General features: G+C 45.0%; 17 protein-coding genes. 8 read left to right on the top strand and 9 right to left on the bottom strand.

All coding sequences use genetic code 11. The annotated features are described in order from the left end of the window. Positions 1–15 precede the first annotated feature (15 nt). From H70357_RS17180 to H70357_RS17165, 4 genes are all read left to right on the top strand, one after another. Positions 16–972: an ABC transporter permease gene (locus H70357_RS17180; RefSeq protein ID WP_038591926.1), complete on the top strand. Its 957-nt coding sequence runs from the start codon at positions 16–18 to the stop codon at positions 970–972. A gap of 9 nt (positions 973–981) precedes the next feature. Further along, entirely contained in the window at positions 982–1,884 is a 903-nt protein-coding gene (locus H70357_RS17175) for a carbohydrate ABC transporter permease (RefSeq protein WP_038591923.1), read from the top strand. Between the two features lie 76 nt (positions 1,885–1,960). Continuing rightward, a complete protein-coding gene (locus tag H70357_RS17170) occupies positions 1,961–3,706 on the top strand; it encodes an ABC transporter substrate-binding protein (protein ID WP_038591920.1) in 1,746 nt (581 codons plus the stop codon). 178 nt (positions 3,707–3,884) lie between these two features. Beyond that, on the top strand, positions 3,885–4,802 hold the full coding sequence (locus H70357_RS17165; RefSeq protein ID WP_038591917.1) for a VanZ family protein: 918 nt from the start codon (positions 3,885–3,887) through the stop codon (positions 4,800–4,802). Between the two features lie 46 nt (positions 4,803–4,848). On the opposite strand, the gene H70357_RS17160 is transcribed toward H70357_RS17165, so the two are convergent. Next, positions 4,849–5,844: a Gfo/Idh/MocA family protein gene (locus tag H70357_RS17160; protein ID WP_038591914.1), complete on the bottom strand. Its 996-nt coding sequence runs from the start codon at positions 5,842–5,844 to the stop codon at positions 4,849–4,851. A gap of 1 nt (position 5,845) precedes the next feature. Next, the gene (locus H70357_RS17155) at positions 5,846–6,865 is read right to left on the bottom strand and encodes a Gfo/Idh/MocA family oxidoreductase (protein WP_038591911.1); all 1,020 of its coding nucleotides are present in this window, start codon (positions 6,863–6,865) and stop codon (positions 5,846–5,848) included. Positions 6,866–7,010: 145 nt separating this feature from the next. Here H70357_RS17155 and H70357_RS17150 point away from each other — a divergent pair, with 145 nt between their 5' ends. Next, a complete protein-coding gene (locus H70357_RS17150; RefSeq protein WP_038591908.1) occupies positions 7,011–7,877 on the top strand; it encodes a MurR/RpiR family transcriptional regulator in 867 nt (288 codons plus the stop codon). A 183-nt stretch (positions 7,878–8,060) separates the two neighbouring features. On the opposite strand, the gene H70357_RS17145 is transcribed toward H70357_RS17150, so the two are convergent. Further along, complete coding sequence (locus tag H70357_RS17145) at positions 8,061–8,471, bottom strand: MerR family transcriptional regulator (RefSeq protein ID WP_197073594.1); 411 nt, start codon at positions 8,469–8,471, stop codon at positions 8,061–8,063. A gap of 400 nt (positions 8,472–8,871) precedes the next feature. Between H70357_RS17145 and H70357_RS17140 the strand changes: the two genes are divergently transcribed. Then, the gene (locus H70357_RS17140; protein WP_038591906.1) at positions 8,872–9,420 is read left to right on the top strand and encodes a TetR/AcrR family transcriptional regulator; all 549 of its coding nucleotides are present in this window, start codon (positions 8,872–8,874) and stop codon (positions 9,418–9,420) included. Positions 9,421–9,771: 351 nt separating this feature from the next. Here H70357_RS17140 and H70357_RS17135 read toward each other — a convergent pair whose 3' ends face one another. From H70357_RS17135 to H70357_RS17125, 3 genes are read right to left on the bottom strand one after another with little or no spacing between them, the layout of a single operon-like run. Continuing rightward, positions 9,772–10,647 carry a sugar phosphate isomerase/epimerase family protein gene (locus H70357_RS17135; protein ID WP_038591904.1) on the bottom strand — a complete coding sequence of 292 codons (876 nt, stop codon included), beginning with the start codon at positions 10,645–10,647 and terminating at the stop codon, positions 9,772–9,774. 41 nt (positions 10,648–10,688) lie between these two features. Then, on the bottom strand, positions 10,689–11,546 hold the full coding sequence (locus H70357_RS17130) for a sugar phosphate isomerase/epimerase family protein (protein ID WP_038591901.1): 858 nt from the start codon (positions 11,544–11,546) through the stop codon (positions 10,689–10,691). A 28-nt stretch (positions 11,547–11,574) separates the two neighbouring features. Then, on the bottom strand, positions 11,575–12,633 hold the full coding sequence (locus H70357_RS17125) for a Gfo/Idh/MocA family protein (protein WP_038591896.1): 1,059 nt from the start codon (positions 12,631–12,633) through the stop codon (positions 11,575–11,577). Positions 12,634–12,716: 83 nt separating this feature from the next. On the opposite strand from H70357_RS17125, the gene H70357_RS17120 reads away from it, so the two are divergent. Next, the gene (locus tag H70357_RS17120; RefSeq protein WP_038591894.1) at positions 12,717–13,565 is read left to right on the top strand and encodes an AraC family transcriptional regulator; all 849 of its coding nucleotides are present in this window, start codon (positions 12,717–12,719) and stop codon (positions 13,563–13,565) included. A gap of 19 nt (positions 13,566–13,584) precedes the next feature. On the opposite strand, the gene H70357_RS17115 is transcribed toward H70357_RS17120, so the two are convergent. Then, complete coding sequence (locus H70357_RS17115) at positions 13,585–14,217, bottom strand: type 1 glutamine amidotransferase family protein (protein WP_038591891.1); 633 nt, start codon at positions 14,215–14,217, stop codon at positions 13,585–13,587. A gap of 127 nt (positions 14,218–14,344) precedes the next feature. Continuing rightward, positions 14,345–14,536, bottom strand: a complete 192-nt coding sequence (locus H70357_RS17110) for a hypothetical protein (RefSeq protein WP_231578270.1) — start codon at positions 14,534–14,536, stop codon at positions 14,345–14,347. A 188-nt stretch (positions 14,537–14,724) separates the two neighbouring features. On the opposite strand from H70357_RS17110, the gene H70357_RS17105 reads away from it, so the two are divergent. Beyond that, entirely contained in the window at positions 14,725–15,438 is a 714-nt protein-coding gene (locus tag H70357_RS17105) for a YwiC-like family protein (protein WP_038591886.1), read from the top strand. 75 nt (positions 15,439–15,513) lie between these two features. On the opposite strand, the gene ilvB is transcribed toward H70357_RS17105, so the two are convergent. After that, on the bottom strand, positions 15,514–17,190 hold the full coding sequence (ilvB, locus tag H70357_RS17100) for a biosynthetic-type acetolactate synthase large subunit (protein WP_197073720.1): 1,677 nt from the start codon (positions 17,188–17,190) through the stop codon (positions 15,514–15,516). Positions 17,191–17,210: the final 20 nt, after the last annotated feature.

Below are 17,210 nucleotides of genomic sequence, written 5' to 3'. Positions count from 1 at the left end.
GAAGGAGGGACATAAATGAAAGCGATTACCACCAAAGTAAAGCCGGAGCCGAAGAAGCCCGCCTCACGCTTTTGGCCAACTTTCCTGCAGCAGAAATATCTCTATATGATGGCCATACCGTTTGTGCTCTGGGCATTTGTATTTAACTATCTGCCGTTATGGGGATGGACTATGGCCTTTCAAAAATATAAACCCGGCAAATCCTTTTTCGAGCAGAAATGGGTGGGTCTGCAGTACTTTAAAGAGCTTTTCCAGGATGAGCAATTCTTCAATGCGCTGCGCAATACACTCGCTATGAGTATCATGGGCCTGCTTGCCGGATTCATCATTCCCATCATATTCGCCATCCTTCTGAATGAGTTGCGGCTGCAAATTCTGAAACGCTTCGTACAGACGGTCTCTTATCTTCCCCACTTCGTATCCTGGGTAGTTGCCGCCGGGATTATCACCAAGATGCTCTCTACCGACAACGGTGCGGTGAACGATCTGCTGATGGGCCTCCATCTTATCAGTGAACCCATTCAATTTATGGCCAAAGGCCATTTCTTCTGGGGGATTGTCACGGCTTCGGATGTCTGGAAGGAAACAGGCTGGAACACGATTATCTATTTAGCAGCCATTTCGGGTATAGGACCGGAGCTGTATGAAGCCGCAAGGGTGGATGGTGCGAGCCGTCTGCAGCAGGTGCGTAACATTACACTGCCCGGCATCCGGACTACGATTGTTATACTGCTCATTATTTCGATCGGGCATCTAATCAGTATAGGCTTCGAGAAGCAGTTCCTGCTAGGAAATAATCTGGTGCGCGACTTCTCGCAGACATTGGATCTATATGCACTGAACTATGGGCTGGGCATGGGACGTTTCTCCTTCGGCACTTCTATTAACATCTTCAACTCTGTGGTAAGTGTGATTCTGCTGTTTGTGGCCAATGGAATTTTCAAAAAAATAACGAAGGAAAGCATCATATAGGAGGCCCTTATGCTGAACAATAAAATGGCCGCTGCGTCTTGGTCGGACCGCATCTTCGATTTGGTAGTCTATGTTGCGATTACTGTGGTGACTATAGCCACGTTATATCCTTTTTTGAATGTGCTGGCGATTTCCTTCAACGACTCCACAGACAGCATCAAAGGCGGGATTACGGTTTTCCCCCGTGTGTTCACCTTCAAGAACTATGAGACGATCTTTGCCTATTCCGGGCTGATGACCGGACTTAAAATTTCTATCCTGCGCACCGTCATCGGCACGATCCTCGGGCTAGTCAGTGCCTCCATGCTTGCCTTCACCCTGAGCCGGGTGGACTTTCAGGCCCGCAAATTTGTCTCCACATTTCTGGCGCTTACTATGTACGTCTCGGGCGGACTGATCCCCATCTACATCCTGATCAAAAATCTGCATATGATGGGGACCTTCGGTGTCTATGTCCTCCCCAGTCTCGTAAGTGCATTTAATGTCTTCGTCATTCGTTCCTTCATCGATGGCCTCCCTTACGCCCTACAGGAATCCGCCAAGCTGGACGGGGCCAACGACTTCACGATTTACTGGCGGGTTATTCTCCCGCTAACCAAACCGGCGCTGGCAACCATCGCCCTGTTCCTGGCTGTCGGCCAGTGGAATTCCTGGTTAGATACCTACCTCTATAACGGTTCCAAGGATGAGCTGACCACCCTGCAGTTTGAGCTGATGAAGGTCATCCAGAGCACGACGACCAATGCGGATAATTTCCGCGGCCGCAATATGACCGAGGTTATGGCGCAAATCTCCCCGGAATCGGTCAAAATGGCGATCACGATCGTCGTCACTGTACCTATTCTGGTCGTCTATCCGTTTCTGCAGCGCTATTTCGTCAAAGGCATGACTTTGGGTTCGGTAAAAAGCTAGTCCGTCTCCGGTATCGGCAGGCTTAGCCTGTGTATACAATACATTTTGTGACCAGAAAAAGGGAGGGTTTCTATTCATGACAAGAAAGACAGCGAAACCGTACGTCGTACTGATGGTCTTGACCTTGCTCCTCAGTGTGCTGGCAGGCTGCGGCGGCTCGAACAATACCAAGAATACGGCAGAGAATGCCGGAGGCACTAAGGCTACAAATGGTGGCAGCGCCACCGCAGAGGCTACGGCGAAAGCCGAAGATTTAAGTCCGCTTACACTCTCCTTCTTCGCGGAGGACCCGAATCCGAACTGGAACAATATGAAAGACGAAGTCAGTAAAGTACTTACTGAGAAAACAGGTGTCACCCTCGATGCGGAATTTGCTGTCGGTGACCCGCAGCAAAAAATCGCATTGATCGCAGCCGGCGGCGAATATCCGGATATTATTTCCGCCAAAGCGGATATCGGCAAGCTTGTCGATGCCGGAGCAGTCATCGATCTGACCGAATTAATTGATAAATATGCGCCCAACATCAAACGTGTGCTCGGCGACAACCTCGCCCGGGCCAAGTATACCAATGAAGACCAGTCCATCTATGCCATTCCGACCTGGGCAGCAGTGGATGAGAAGAAATTCGTGGCCGGGGGCGGATTCGAACTGCAGCACCGTGTGGTGAAAGAAGCCGGATATCCGGAAATCAGAACGGTTGCCGATTATGAAAATGTGATCAAAGCCTATCTGGAGAAGCATCCCACCGATGAGAACGGCAACAAAAACATTGGGGTTTCCCTGAACGCAGATGACTGGCATATGTATATTTCCGTCACCAACCCTGCGGTTGCCACGACAGGCGGCTCGGATGACGGGGAATATTACGTCGATCAGGAGACCCATGAGGCCATCTACCACTTCCGCCGTCCGGAGGAGAAAGAATATTTCCGCTGGCTGAACCATATGAATGACATCGGCCTGCTCGATAAGGAAAGCTTCGTCCAGAAGTATGACCAATACAAAGCTAAAGTAGCCACCGGACGGGTGCTCGGCCTGATTGACCAGGATTGGGACTACAACGACGCCCAGCAGGCACTCAAGACGGCAGGCAAATTCGATCAAACCTATGGCCATTATCCGGTAACGCTGACGAAAGAATATAAGGAAACCAGCTTCTGGCCTACCGGCTTTATGGGTGGTTACGGCATCTCGATCTCCAGCACGAATCCAGATCCGGTCCGTACGATTAAGTTCCTGGATTACCTCGCTTCCGACGAAGGGCAAATCCTGAACAACTGGGGAATTGAAGGCAAGCATTATGTAGTGGAAAACGGCAAACGCGTCATTCCTGCAGAAGTTCAGGACCGGATTAACAACGACAATACGGCGTTTACTAAAGAATCCGGACTCGGCTTCTACTGGAATATGATGGTCCACTATGGTGATGGCGCCAAGGACTCAACCGGCAACTATTACACTAGAAATTTCCCGGAACAGCTTGTATTGGGTTACAGCGATGTTGAAAAAGAAACCTTGGCCGCTTACAAGGCTACCACATGGAAGGATTTGTTCCCGAAAGAAGAAGAATTCGCGGAAAAAGCTTATGGAGCGGCATGGAATATCGCGATTCCGGGCGAGGATGAAGTCTCCATTCTGGGTAACAAAATGAGGGATATTACGTGGAAACGCATTCCCCAGGCCATCCTGGCGAAACCGGCCGAATTCGATAAAATCTGGGATGCCTACATGGCTGAACTGGATAAAGCCGGCGTTGAGAAAATGGAAAAAGGCTACACCAAATATGTTCAGGACCGTGTAGCCTTATGGAGCAGTAAATAAAGGTATTATGTGTAGATAACGGGGGTGTCCCAAGCAGTCATTTATGGCTGGGGTCACCCCTATTCGATTAAAGAAGGTGAATGGGTTCCTCACTTCGTTTACATCCACCAATATAAATATTATAATATTAAGTCGTGTGCATCAAAGTGTGTTTTAGTATGAGATTAAGGAGATATTTATGGATACGAAATGGCGGAAGTTCATCTCTGCAGGAACCATTCTATACACCCTTTTAATTTTGTATTTTATATTCTTTGCTTTTAACAGATTAGAGAATGCAACGGGTCAATCTGGATACACATTTATACTTGTTCCAGAAACCATTCCGCTTCGTTTTCCAAAACCGACTTTTTCATGGGTATATGATTTTGGCAATATTGCTGCCTTTATCCCTTTCGGCGTACTTTTCCCCCTGTTGTATCGTGTCAGATTCAGGAAGTTCATTTCTTTGTTTGTCTTGGCGATTCTCGTTCTGGAAACGTTGCAGGCTTTAACTTATCTCGGCAGCTTTGATGTAGATGATGTAATATCCAATACATTAGGTGGCGCGATAGGATTTTTCGCATACAAGGTTGGATTTTCTCCGAAAATCACTTATAAAAAGCTCATGGTTGCAGCTTTGTCAGTTGTTCTATTTTTTGTAGGGATAATTATAATCTCTGAAACTGTCAATTATGCTTTAGTGAAACAAGAAGGCCCTATCCGAGCTCTACATGAACTGAAGGAAGTTACAGGTAATTTTCCTATGACCGGGAACCTTCCAACTTTCACTGTAGCAGGCAAGAGAATTGAACCTGAATTTAACATGTATAGCAGTGATGGCGACAAAGATAAAAAGTACACCTATATCTTGGGGAACAAAATAGATGTAAAGTTCTATTCCTATTATGGCATTCAGGACAATGGGGATTCCAAAGGTGAGGTCACTGTAATGGCAGACGGGAACATGGTGGCTCAATACAATGATGAATATAGTAAAGAAGCCGAACCTCTGGAGATACCCTTTGATAAAATCAACGAAATTACGATTATAGTTTCCGGCAATGCTAAACTGTGGGATGTTGGAATTACAGAAATGAAGCATTGGTGGGAGTGAACATAGAGAAGGACCACTGAATATGTCAGTGGCCCTTTTTTTATATTTATTGCTTCGATCTGTCCGGACCAAACACAAGATTGGCAGACAGCTTGGCAAGCTCAATCACACGCATGACTCTCTCGCTATGTTCGAGCCTATCCGTAACCTTTTCCATATCCATTTCATTTATCATACGGTCAAAGGCGATGAATTCATCATACATCCGGTGGGGATGATCTTTACGATCTACCCGGATGGGTTGCTCCTTATTGGGAACATAATCAAAGCAATCTATACTGTTAGTCGAGCCTGTCAGGCGGATATATCCTTTATTGCCTTGAATGTTAACTGCACTAGGAGCTGCGCTGTCTTTTGAACCTATGCAGACACATTTGAAATTACCGTAATCAAGCATCAGAATGCCTGAAGTATCTATCCCACGCTCCATGTTCGCAAAGTACTCCACCTTCTCCGGGCTTCCGAAGAGGCCTATCGCCAAATGAATATTATAAATATTGATATCCATCAACGCTCCCCCGGACAGTACCGGGTTAAAGGCGGGCAGCACCTCTCCTGCTTTGAAGGCATCATAGCGGGAGGAATATTGGGAATAGTTGCATTCCACGATTTTGAGCTCTCCAAGCTTGGGCAGAAATTCCTTCATGCTTAGATAGTTTTTTAAATATTGATTCGTGATGGCTTCTACCAGTATTAATCCACTCTGAAGTGCAATCTCTTTCAACTCCAGAAATTCACCCAAATTGGATGTGAACGGCTTCTCACAAATGACATGCTTGCCTCTCAGTAAAGCTTCTTTCGCATAGGAATAATGCAGATGATTGGGCAGCCCGATATAGACCGTATCCACTTCATCACTCCCAAGCATCTCAGCATAATTGTAGAAGATCTGAGAAATTCCATATTGGCTTTGCAGGGTCAGCAATTTTTCCTGATGGTCAGGTTTTGAAGAGATGGCCTGTAATGAGATAGTAGGAATATCACGAACAAAGCTTAATAACTCCATTACTATGTTGCCGGCTCCCACGATTCCTAATTTCATTCTAGCTGCACCCCTCTATCCCATTCTCGATGATCTCCATAACGGCAATCGTTTCTTCATCCTTTATTGTCTTATCTTTGCCCTGCAGGATAGCTTGATACATATCGTCATATACCCGGGCATAGTCACCCTTCTCAGAGACGACTTTTTCTTCATGATATTGGCCTGCATCATCCAGATAAGTCAGGGTACCATAATGCTCCGGCAAATCAATGCCAAAATCAGCATGTCCCTTGGGCAAATAAAATAATTTCAGGTGCTCTTCCTGGCGGTCCTGCGTTTGTTTAACGAATACCCCTTTTTTTCCGTATACAACAAAACTGGGCCGCGCCTTCAAGCGGAAGAAGCTCGATTTAACCGATACCTTGAGTGTAGAATAATAGAAATCCAGATCAAAGTAATCATTCATTCTGCCGGTTCCCAGCAGTTGACGAACATCGTAATGTATATATTCCGGTTCCCCAAAGTAGGATAAGACCTGATCAATGGTGTGAACCCCATGTCCGTATAAGTAACTGTTATTTTTGGAGTAATGCGTAACTGAATTCGGGGTCTCCGGGCGATAATAATCGTAATGCATCTCCACCTCCAGCAAATCACCCAGTTTACCTGATTCGATAACCTTTTTGGTCGTGAGGAAGTCCGAGTCGTAACGTCTATTCTGATAACATTGGAGTACCAGATTTTTCTCTTTGGCGTATTGGAAGATTGAGACTGCTTCTTCTTTAGTTGGCATAAAAGGTTTTTCGACAAGCACATTCTTCCCGTGGTCAAGCGCCATTTTGGCATAAGCATAATGCGAATCAATATGTGTACAGATCACGATCAACTGAATCTCTTCATCGTTCATTAACATTTCAAGTTCATCGGTGTAAAGGATGCCCGGCGCCTTCTCCCACTCTCCTTTACCCGGATTACGGGCGTAGATCGTCTTCACCTTCAAATTTTCCCGGTTTAATGAAAAAGGCAGATGATAACGGTTTGTGCTTTTGCCATTCCCGATATAACCGATCGTAAGCATATGAATTCCCCCTTAAGTCTTTTTCATTTATTATAGAAGAACTCAGCCTAGCGTAAAGGATCAGCCGGCAAAACGGTACATTCCACCAATTCCTTGGTTAGATCCCGGTAGCTTTTTGAACAAAATGTTTATAGGAGTGAATCTGTTGAAGATATTGACCCAATTATCGGAAATGCATAACTTTACACCAAACGAAAAAAGTATCGCTGCCTATATTCTGATGCATAAAGAAAGCATACTGCATTTAAATATTCAGGAGCTTGCAAAGGCTACTTATACATCGCATTCAGCGGTCAATCGCTTAACCCATAAACTTGGGCTGTCCGGATTTAAAGAGTTCATCATTAAACTTGCCCGGGAATTCCAGCAATATACCCAGAACATTTCCAGCGTCGACCCTAATTATCCGTTTAGTGATGAGGAATCTCCACTTCAAGTGGCGAAAGAAATTGCTGAATTGATGAAGGAAACGATCGACAAAACCTATGCCTACATGGATGATGATTTGCTGTCCCAAACAGCCGGGATGCTGGACAAAGCAAAAAGGATCTTTATCTATGCCTTGGGAGATTCCCAAATCCGCGCGAAGAGTTTTCAGAATAAAATGATTAAAATCAACAAATATGTAGTGATCGCTACTGAGCTGTACGAATGGGCATATCATACCGTTAATTTGACGGAAGAGGATTGCGCGATTTTCTTGACTTACCACGGAAAGTCACCGATTTATGTAAGAGCAGCTCAGCACTTCAGACGTGAACAGATCCCTTTTATCACCATCACAGCTACCACTCAAAGTGAACTGGCAAAACTCAGTACGCTCTGTATTCAAGTGCCAAATGATGAAGTAAAACATGCCAAGATCGGAACCTTTTCCTCGCAAATAGCATTTGAATACGTCCTTAACGTGATATACTCCTGTATCTATAAAATTTCTTATTCAATAAACAGGGAATCCGCAGTCCAATCGTTGAAAAGCACCTACGTTGATGAAATGATGAATGACTTATAATGCCACCGTCTTCCATTTCTCATAACGACCCTGAAATCGTGAAAGGTCTCACTAACGTTAAACTTGATATGTAATGCTCATTGCAGCAGCGAAAAATTAATCAACAAAAGCGAACCAGCAGCACTGTAGCTGCCGGTTCGCTTTTTATTACGCCTTAAAGGGATCGTACATAGGTGTTTAATCCTAGATTTCGTTATCAGACTGCTCAGCAGATCTTCTTAGTGTTTTTTCTCTTTTTCCTATAGTTTGCTCATACCTTGAAATCTTAGAATCCAAGCGTTCCAGCGTTTTCTTCATGACTTCCATTCTTGTGGCGAGCTGCTTGCGTTCCTCGATTAATAGATCTTTTCTGGCCTCGGCGGATTCATCACCCTGGTTAAACAAATCGACATATTCAATCAATACTTCAATCGAGAGACCGGCATGCCGCATACAGATGATAAACTCAACCCATTTGCAGTCTTCTTCCGTATAATCTCTGTTACCGCTTTTATTGCGATTTACATGAGGAATCAGCCCGATCCGTTCATAATAACGGAGTGTATCCTGGGAAACATCAAATTTCTCTGCAACCTGTTTAATGGCCAACGCCATACTCGCTTCACCTCCCGGTTCGCATCCAATTATTAATTGCATGAAACTTAGTCCATTTTCTACTTATATAGCGTCGACAGATGCCAGTACGCCATCCTCGCTATCGCTCCTACAGTTCCAAAATTCCCCTCCGCTGCTTTTGCCTCTAGGTAGTTCTTGTGTTCAACTTTTATAGTTAAATGCCTGCTCCGGCATACCTAGACTGATCAACAATGCCTCCTCTATTTTTTATTAGCTATTGCTACATAAAGGAGTTTACCCTCTGGAGTTAACTCCAAGTCAACATCCATTTTTCAAAAGCATAATAACCCTTGATACATTAATGTGCAATTGTCTATAATTACAACTAGGTTCAAGTGTTATGTTAGTTATTACCTTAAGAAAGTCTGGTGACCATAAGATGGCTAAAATAGATCGGAGAATACTCAAGACGCAAGAAGCTTTAAAGAAAGCCATTATTGAACTAATGTCTGAAAAGAATATTGATGATATCACCTTACAGGATCTATCCGACAGAGCAAATATCAGCCGGGGAACGTTTTATCTTCATTACACGGATAAATACGATTTGCTGGACAAACTCATAGAGGCCCATATTAACGAGCTGCGGGAGCGGTGTGAAGCAGCAGCTGATCTGGATTTTGTAAGCGGTTCGTTGATCTGGACAGAATACCTCGAAGACAATTACTCCTTTTTTTCAATGATGCTGGCAAGTAAAGGAGCCCCATATTTTCGCAACCGGTTCGTTGACTTTCTGATTGAAGAGTTCCGTAATGAGGTGGATGTGACGAAAGGAAAAAACCAGGGGTTAAATGCAGACCTTACCGTGACATTTGTGGCCTCGGCTTATGTAGGCGTAGTGGAATGGTGGTTTTCGAATGAAATGCCGATTTCACATCAAGCATTAGCTGAACAATTGGGAACATTGCTGGAGCGAATCTGTGAATAGTTCTAATTGCTATATAGATTGATCTTAATATCCTTCTATCTTGGGATTGGCCGTGACTACAGAGAATGTTTGGACTTCCGGACGCTATCGCTCCTCCAGTTCCAAACTTCCCCTCCGTCACTTTTCCCTAAATGTATATTCTCAAGTTCAATCAAAGGGGATTTTGTTAATGAAAAAGCTTGTCACAATATGGGTTGCCTCCATGGTCTACTTTTGTTCTATCAGTATCCCTGTAGATGCCTGGAGAATTTGTTCTTCGATAAAAAATCAACGTGGAACAACAAAAAGAGGCAAGTCTCCATTATTCAGAGACTCGCCTTTTTTTGATGTATTCATCACTGCCCTATTTCTTTAACGATAGCGCCGGATAAAATCAATCGCTTTGGCAATATCAGCTTCCGGCTGATCGCCCACTTCACGTTCAATAGTCAAATACCCGGTGTAGCCAATATCCTGGAGCGCTTTGAAATAGTTATCAAAATCCACATGGCCTTCCCCTAAAGCCAGTTCTCGATAGCTTGCGCCAGATGCAGCATCTTCGGCAATACGGTCGTGACTCATCGGCTCATAGCCTAACGCTCCATAGACTTCACGGGGATCTACCTCCCGCAGACGGATGCCATCCTTCACATGCGTATGAACAATGTAATCTTTCAGATTGTGCACTCCTTGAACAGGATCGTCACCCGTTACCATGACCATGTTGGCAGGGTCAAAGTTGACAGAAACGCCATTCGTGCTCAGCGAATTGAGGAATTGCTTCAAATGTGCAGATTTTTCCGGTCCAGTCTCAATTGCAAAATAGGCATCCAAGCTCTTGGCATAGACACCAAGCTCTTCACACGCACGCTGCATCGTATCATAGACTGGATCATTCACCTGATTCGGAACAATACCAATATGTGTGGTAACAATCTGTGTTCCCAGATCAACGGCTAAATCAAGAATGCGCTTCGATTTCTCAATTTTCGCCGAATTCACCTTCGCATCTTGAAAACCATGGCCAGCCAGATCACCACACAATGCTGAAATTCGCAGACCTAGGGATTCGATATAACTCTTCAATTCCTTTCGGTCTCGCGGGGACAGATTCTCAGGGTCCATCTCACCTTCAACTGCATAGATTTGTACACCATCTGCCCCCAGCTCTTTAGCTTTCACCAGTCCATCCCGCAAGTTAAGACGCAGACTATCGACCATTATACCAATCGGGTTTGCCAATTTCATTCTTAAGCCTCCTCTTTACCGGGTTTTGATCTCATCGCAGATTAACTTTCGTTCCAAAGCCTTCTCACATTATCAAGACCTATCCGGGTTCCCCGTTTACATTCCTCAAGCCCTTCAAATTCCAGTGAAATATATCCGTCATATCCTGACGCTTTAACCACACGAAGCACTTCACGCATATCAATATCTCCATGGCCTGCGATTGCACCTCTTAAATAATTACCGCTTGCCGTTTGGAACCAGCCCTCCCCGGGATTCTGATACGAAGGTCTCCAATAGAAATCCTTTACATGCACCACAGAAGCATATGCAATATTGTTCTTCACGGCAACCACAGAGTTCTCATCCACGCACATGAAATTGCCCACATCCAGCGTTGTACGGAAATTTGTCCGATTCACCCGCTGAATCAATGCTTGTACCCGGTCACTGGCTTGTATAAAATAGCCATGATTCTCAACGCTGGTTACTATACCATACTGTGCTGCATAATCGGCAATTCGCCCGCAGGCTTCTGCCAGGCGGTCCAATTGACGATGAAAGTTGCCGATCGAAGTATCGCTGCTGCTGGCAACATCATGGCGCATACGAGTTACACCCAGTCTTGCGGCAACGTCGACTTCATCCATTACCCGCCTGATTTCCAGCTCAAAGGCTTCTTGGGAATCCGTTTCAAAATTGGCGCCGATGGCATAGTTGGACACATCTATGTTTCGCGACTTTGCCTTTTCTCGAATAGCGTCCGCTAAGTCAGGATTACCAGTCAATTCGAATCCAATGGGTACAATCTCAATATGCTCGCCGCCTTGGTCGGCAATCCAATCAATTACACCCAAAATATCCATTTCACCCGATTCCAATTCATTTACCAAGCTGTATGAACTGATTCCCAATTTCATTGTTTCACCCTCTTTTCCTGAAATTCTATTAGAGCTGAACTTCTTGTCCTTTGTTCGCAGACTCATAGATACCGCACAATATCTTCATGATTTGCAAGCCATCTTCTACCGGACTGATCGGTGTTTCTCCAGATTGCAGGCAGGCCAGAAAGTGATTCACTTCATTACAAAATGCTTCCGGCACATTTATGGATTTGCTGTCTGTTTGCGGAGCTACATTCAGAATGGTGTCATATTTTTCAGTAATCATGGTCAATTCAGGTTCAATTTCCACTCCGCCCTTATCACCGTATAAACGAATAGCAAGCTCATCCGACTTCGCATGAAGGGTAAAGCTGACATCAACCATAAGCGATGCCCCATTCTCGAAACGGATTAGTGCATTTGCCATATCTTCCACTCCATTGGTGCTTGGATCATAATCGGCTGCCTGATAAAAGGATAAGTTCTTCACATTCGCGCGGTTGCCCAATTTGTGATACGTGTTGCCGCTAACCGAAACGGGCTTTGGACGCCCCATCATATACCAGCACAAATCGATAATATGGACTCCGAGATCAATTAATGGGCCTCCCCCGGAACGTTCAACATCTGCAAACCAGCCACCCGGATTCCCAAGTCTACGGATACAAGTAGCTTTAGCATAATAGATTTCACCCAGTTCATCTTTCTCAATGAAGTTCTTTACAAGCTGCGCATTGGCGTCGTAACGGCGTACAAATCCGACCTGCAACAACTTGCCAGTTTCACGTACCGCATCCTGGATGGCATTCGCTTCTTCAACGCTGCGGCATAAAGGTTTCTCCACTAGCACATGCTTACCGGCACGCAGGGCTGCAATACTGATCTCTGCATGACTGTTGTTCCACGTACAAATGCTGACCGCTTCCACTTCGGGATTAGCTAATAAATCATGATAATCTTTATACACATTCGGAATATTGTACTGCTTCGCTTTATCTTCTGCCCGTTGCTGATTCAAGTCACATATAGCATATAGTTCTGCATGTTCATTCCCCTGGTAGGCTTGCAAATGCAAGTCGGAGATGGATCCCGCTCCGATCAGTCCAATTTTCTTTTTACTCATGCCGCATGAACCCTCCTATATATTGGTCATATTTTATTATACAATTAAGATAACATGACTCTTCTGGAGGTAGAATAACCATCATGACCACCTACATGGACTATACAATCAGTTCTAAGCCTATTCGCATTATTGATCGCACGACAGATGAAAGTAAGCTGCAGCTAAAATCATTATCGATCGTCAATGTCGGGCACCTCCCCAACCGGTCGCTGTACCGAACCCAAGCCCAATTCCAATATTATGCTTTCGTTTACATTGCAGGCGGCAAGGGCACATATCAGGTTAACAACAAGGAAAAGCAGCCTGTTCATAAAGGTTCTTTTTTTGTCTTTTTTCCAGACGCCACCTTTGACTATGGACCCGACCCGCAAGAGACTTGGGATGAATTCTATTTCACAGTAGAAGGATCACGAACTGCGGAGTGGCTCTCTACCTGGTTAACCGAACCTTACCGTGTTCGCCAGACAGGACTCGATGATGCACAACAGAGCAAAATTGATCGAATCTTCATGTTGATGGAAAGCGGCATTCCAAGCAATCTGGACCGGGCTTCCTTACTCCTTGAATCCCTTTTGTACGAATTTGTACAAAGCAGCCAGCCTAATACCGATTCGACAGACTACATCACCAAGCTCATGGATGATATTGCGGCATCCCTGCATCAAAGTTTTGATGCTGATGCATTCTGCGAACGCTACCACATTTCGATATCCACGCTCCGGCGTATCATTCAGAAACATACCGGGTACTCACTTAATAAGTACATTCACCGTCTCAAAATTTCCGAAGCCAAAAATATACTGCTGAATACAGATCGATCGATTAAAGATACTGCCGTTTCCCTTGGATACAATGATGTTTTTTACTTTTCGCGGCTATTCAAAAAATATGTAGGTGTTTCCCCCCAACATTTTCGCAATAATGTATAATCACATGTTGATTGCACGCTTACAAGGATATTGAATTCATTAACTGGAAAAAGTATTCAGGTTGTTGAGTCTTATTGAGGTTGTACCATGAATGCAATGTATCTGGTGTAAATACATCTAATTGTTTCAGTACCTCCATCGCAAATTCCAGAGGAGCTACCCCTGAGGCAGTAACCAAATTCTCACCAGATACAGCAGGTCCTATCTCATAGAATTCATCTCCTTTATAATTCGGACAGACCATTTTAAGATACTCTAAGTTATTACTTGTGTGCTTTCTAGAATCCAGGTATCCATTGTTCGCCAGCCCCTCGGTTGCCCCACAAATTGCAGCAACAATAGTGCCTAGCTGTAAGGCTTGGCCAACTTTTTTCAAGACAGGCTGATGAATATCTTCTCCCCAAGTATTCCCTCCGGGCAACACTAAAAGATCTTTACTCTGAATTGTACACTCATCAATGGAAATATCCGGTTTTATGCTCAGTCCTCCCATCGTAGTAACCATTTCTTTATTAGCACCTACCGTAACTACTTTTAAAGGTGCTAAATCTTTTTTGAAATATCTGCCTGTGTTTAGTTCAGCAATTAAATATCCGTATTCCCAGTCTGACATTGTATTAAATACATAAAGATAAGCTTTTTTGGTTTGCATTCTATAACACTCCAATCACATTTGATAAGCCTATTATAATTAAACTTCCCTGACAGCTATCGTCAGGGAAGTTTATCAAGCCATATAAAAAAGCGCGTATCAGGTTAACCTGCACGCGCTTGATTCATTAATTATTGTCTTCCAGCTCATCCGGTACATCATATTTATTGATATGTGAGGTCATAGCTACAACGGCTTCGTCGATCCCCTTTGGGGCAGACACACTACGGACTACATCGTCTGTTTGGTCGTGAAAGTTCAACTGGTCCGCTTCAATAGCGTTCTGTTTAATTTCTTTTTCTTTCATGCTCCACAGCACTCCCTTCTTCTTCCACTTTATGAGCAGCGTTCTTCTTTACTATGTACAAGGTAAATGACTGTTATTCATACATTATTATTGATACGTAGTGTCTCAAATCACTATAACAACATAGGTAAGGACGTATAGTTAAGTAGTGCGGCAACCTAAGGTTGTCGTTTATTTTCAGGGAAGGAGGTTTTGTTCTCATGAGGAAGTACATACCCAACCAGCACGGGGCTTGGGCGATGCTTATCCTTCCATTTCTGTTCGGAGTCGCTTCATCGAAAGGACAATTTATACATATTCCCCTGTTTGTTTGCTGGCTTCTGATCTATTTGTTCAGCTTCCCGTTGCTGCAATGGGTAAAGACAGGGAAATTGGAGCGTTACCTCCAGCCCATGCGGGTTTACGGGATTCTGCTTCTGCCCTTTATCCTTTATCTGGTGATTGCTGAACCTAAGCTGTTAGGATTTGTTCTGCCGCTTGTTCCCCTGTTCGCTGTTAATCTGTATTATGCAAAAACCAAAAATGAACGTGCCTTGCTTAATGATATTTGCGCCATATTGGCATTTTGCCTGATCATTTATCCTGTCTTTTATGTCGGCAAAGGAGAAAGCTGGGGCGCCGTGACAGAGCTGTTCCTGCTCAGCGTACTCTATTTTATCGGGACCGCCTTGTATGTCAAAACGGTTATTCGTGAACGAAACAACATCCGCTTCTATTACGGATCTGTTCTGTATCATCTGCTGTTCGCTGTGGCTGGTCTGCTGCTATTCCCTTCATTGCTCGCTCCACTTGTTATCCTGCTGCTGCGGGCAGCCATTCTCCCCAAGACAGGAGTCACCGCCAAGCGTACCGGAATGATTGAAATAGGTTTTTCCCTTATGTTGTATGTGTCTGTGCTTGTCTTGTACTTCTAGTGGTTGGCAGCAAAAAAAAGGACGTTCCTCTACGGTGATTCGATAGAGAAACATCCTTTTTGAATTGTTCTGATGTTATTCAACAATCATGTCCTGATTGCTGGACCCCGGAGGTACGATGGGATATACATTCGTTTCCTCGGTAATATCGAACTCCATGACGACAAGTCCGTCCGTATGGAGAGCAAGATCAATAATATGCTCGGCATCGACAAGATTATCGGCCCGGAGCCCCTGGGCGCCAAAGGATTTGGCCAAAGCTACGAAATCGGGTGAACTGATACGTACGGAAGAATAACGGCGGCCAAGAAACAGCTGCTGCCACTGCCTTACCATACCCAGGTAGCCATTTTTGAAGATAGCGACTTTGACGTTCAGGCCCAGATCGACCGCCGTCATCATTTCCTGCATATTCATCTGGATGCTTCCGTCTCCCGTGATACACACCACTTGACGGTCAGGAAAAGCTACTGCAGCACCAATTGCAGCCGGCAGGCCATAGCCCATTGTCCCAAGCCCACCGGAGGTCAGGAAAGAGCGGGCTTCTGAGAAATTATAATGTGTGGCGGTCCAAATTTGATGCTGTCCTACGTCCGTAGAGATGATGGCATCGCCATCTGTTGCATTTTGTATGCACCTTATCACCTCAACCGGAGTCAGCTTGGTATCCTGCACCCGCGGTGATTTTGTGGAACGCTTGGACCAGATTCGGATTTGCTGATTCCAAACAGCAGGTTCTTGCATATGTATTTTTTCCAACAGTCCGGCAAGCAGATCTGCGCATTCTCCTGTGATAGCAAGATCGACTGCAACGTTCTTATTTAATTCGGAAGTATCAATATCGACTTGGATTTTATAAGAACCCGGCGAGAATGCCTTACGGTTGCCTGTAACACGGTCACTGAAACGAACCCCGAGACATAACACAACGTCCGCACCCTGCAGCGCACGATTGGCTGCGACTGTTCCGTGCATCCCGACCATACCCAGATGCAGGGAATGCCCGGATGGAAAGGCACCCAAACCCATTAGCGTACTGGCTACAGGAAGGTTGAATTGCTCGGCGAACTCTTTTAACAATGCCGGAGTATTACCTGTCATACAGCCTCCACCAATAAGAATAAGCGGGCGTTCAGAACGGTTCAACTGATCAGCTGCGAGTTGGATGTCCAGAGGATCCATAGAATGCTTTGGCTGATAACCCCGGATATATGGCTGGGAATCCTGATTGCCAGATTGTTCCTCCATGTTAAATTCTGCTGCCATTACATTCTTCGGCAAATCAATGAGGACTGGGCCGGGTCGTCCCGTTGTTGCGACATGGAATGCCTCGTTCACAATCTTCGGAAGATCGGCGACCTCCCTGACAATATAGTTGTGCTTGGTGATGGGCATCGTCATGCCATAAATGTCTACTTCCTGAAAGCTGTCCAGACCTATGAGATCGGTGGAAACCTGGCCCGTCAGGACGATTAACGGAATCGAGTCCATAAAGGCTGTAGCAATACCGGTAACCGCATTTGTTGCACCCGGCCCGCTGGTAACAAGCGCTACTCCCGGGCGTCCCGTTACTCTGGCATATCCATCAGCAGCATGTACCGCTGCCTGCTCATGTCTAACGAGAACATGCTGTATGCTGTCGCAATCATACAACGCATCATACAAAGGTAATACCGCACCGCCGGGGTATCCGAATAGGGTGTCAATTTTCTTCTCTATCAACATCTGAATTAGCAGCTGTGCTCCGTTCATTGGCACAATTCATCTCCCAT

It is taken from the genome of Paenibacillus sp. FSL H7-0357 (assembly GCF_000758525.1).
GTDB lineage: Bacteria > Bacillota > Bacilli > Paenibacillales > Paenibacillaceae > Paenibacillus_AQ.
This window is presented reverse-complemented; position numbering and strand designations above follow the sequence as displayed.

Excerpts from the sequence above, each read along its gene's own strand:
- H70357_RS17180 (WP_038591926.1), top strand. The coding sequence starts at position 16 with ATGAAAGCGATTACCACCAAAGTAAAGCCGGAGCCGAAGAAGCCCGCC.
- H70357_RS17175 (WP_038591923.1), top strand. The coding sequence starts at position 982 with ATGCTGAACAATAAAATGGCCGCTGCGTCTTGGTCGGACCGCATCTTC.
- H70357_RS17170 (WP_038591920.1), top strand. The coding sequence starts at position 1,961 with ATGACAAGAAAGACAGCGAAACCGTACGTCGTACTGATGGTCTTGACC.
- H70357_RS17165 (WP_038591917.1), top strand. The coding sequence starts at position 3,885 with ATGGATACGAAATGGCGGAAGTTCATCTCTGCAGGAACCATTCTATAC.
- H70357_RS17160 (WP_038591914.1), bottom strand. The coding sequence starts at position 5,844 with ATGAAATTAGGAATCGTGGGAGCCGGCAACATAGTAATGGAGTTATTA.
- H70357_RS17155 (WP_038591911.1), bottom strand. The coding sequence starts at position 6,865 with ATGCTTACGATCGGTTATATCGGGAATGGCAAAAGCACAAACCGTTAT.
- H70357_RS17145 (WP_197073594.1), bottom strand. The coding sequence starts at position 8,471 with ATGGCGTTGGCCATTAAACAGGTTGCAGAGAAATTTGATGTTTCCCAG.
- H70357_RS17140 (WP_038591906.1), top strand. The coding sequence starts at position 8,872 with ATGGCTAAAATAGATCGGAGAATACTCAAGACGCAAGAAGCTTTAAAG.
- H70357_RS17135 (WP_038591904.1), bottom strand. The coding sequence starts at position 10,647 with ATGAAATTGGCAAACCCGATTGGTATAATGGTCGATAGTCTGCGTCTT.
- H70357_RS17130 (WP_038591901.1), bottom strand. The coding sequence starts at position 11,546 with ATGAAATTGGGAATCAGTTCATACAGCTTGGTAAATGAATTGGAATCG.
- H70357_RS17125 (WP_038591896.1), bottom strand. The coding sequence starts at position 12,633 with ATGAGTAAAAAGAAAATTGGACTGATCGGAGCGGGATCCATCTCCGAC.
- H70357_RS17120 (WP_038591894.1), top strand. The coding sequence starts at position 12,717 with ATGACCACCTACATGGACTATACAATCAGTTCTAAGCCTATTCGCATT.
- H70357_RS17115 (WP_038591891.1), bottom strand. The coding sequence starts at position 14,217 with ATGCAAACCAAAAAAGCTTATCTTTATGTATTTAATACAATGTCAGAC.
- H70357_RS17105 (WP_038591886.1), top strand. The coding sequence starts at position 14,725 with ATGAGGAAGTACATACCCAACCAGCACGGGGCTTGGGCGATGCTTATC.
- ilvB (WP_197073720.1), bottom strand. The coding sequence starts at position 17,190 with ATGAACGGAGCACAGCTGCTAATTCAGATGTTGATAGAGAAGAAAATT.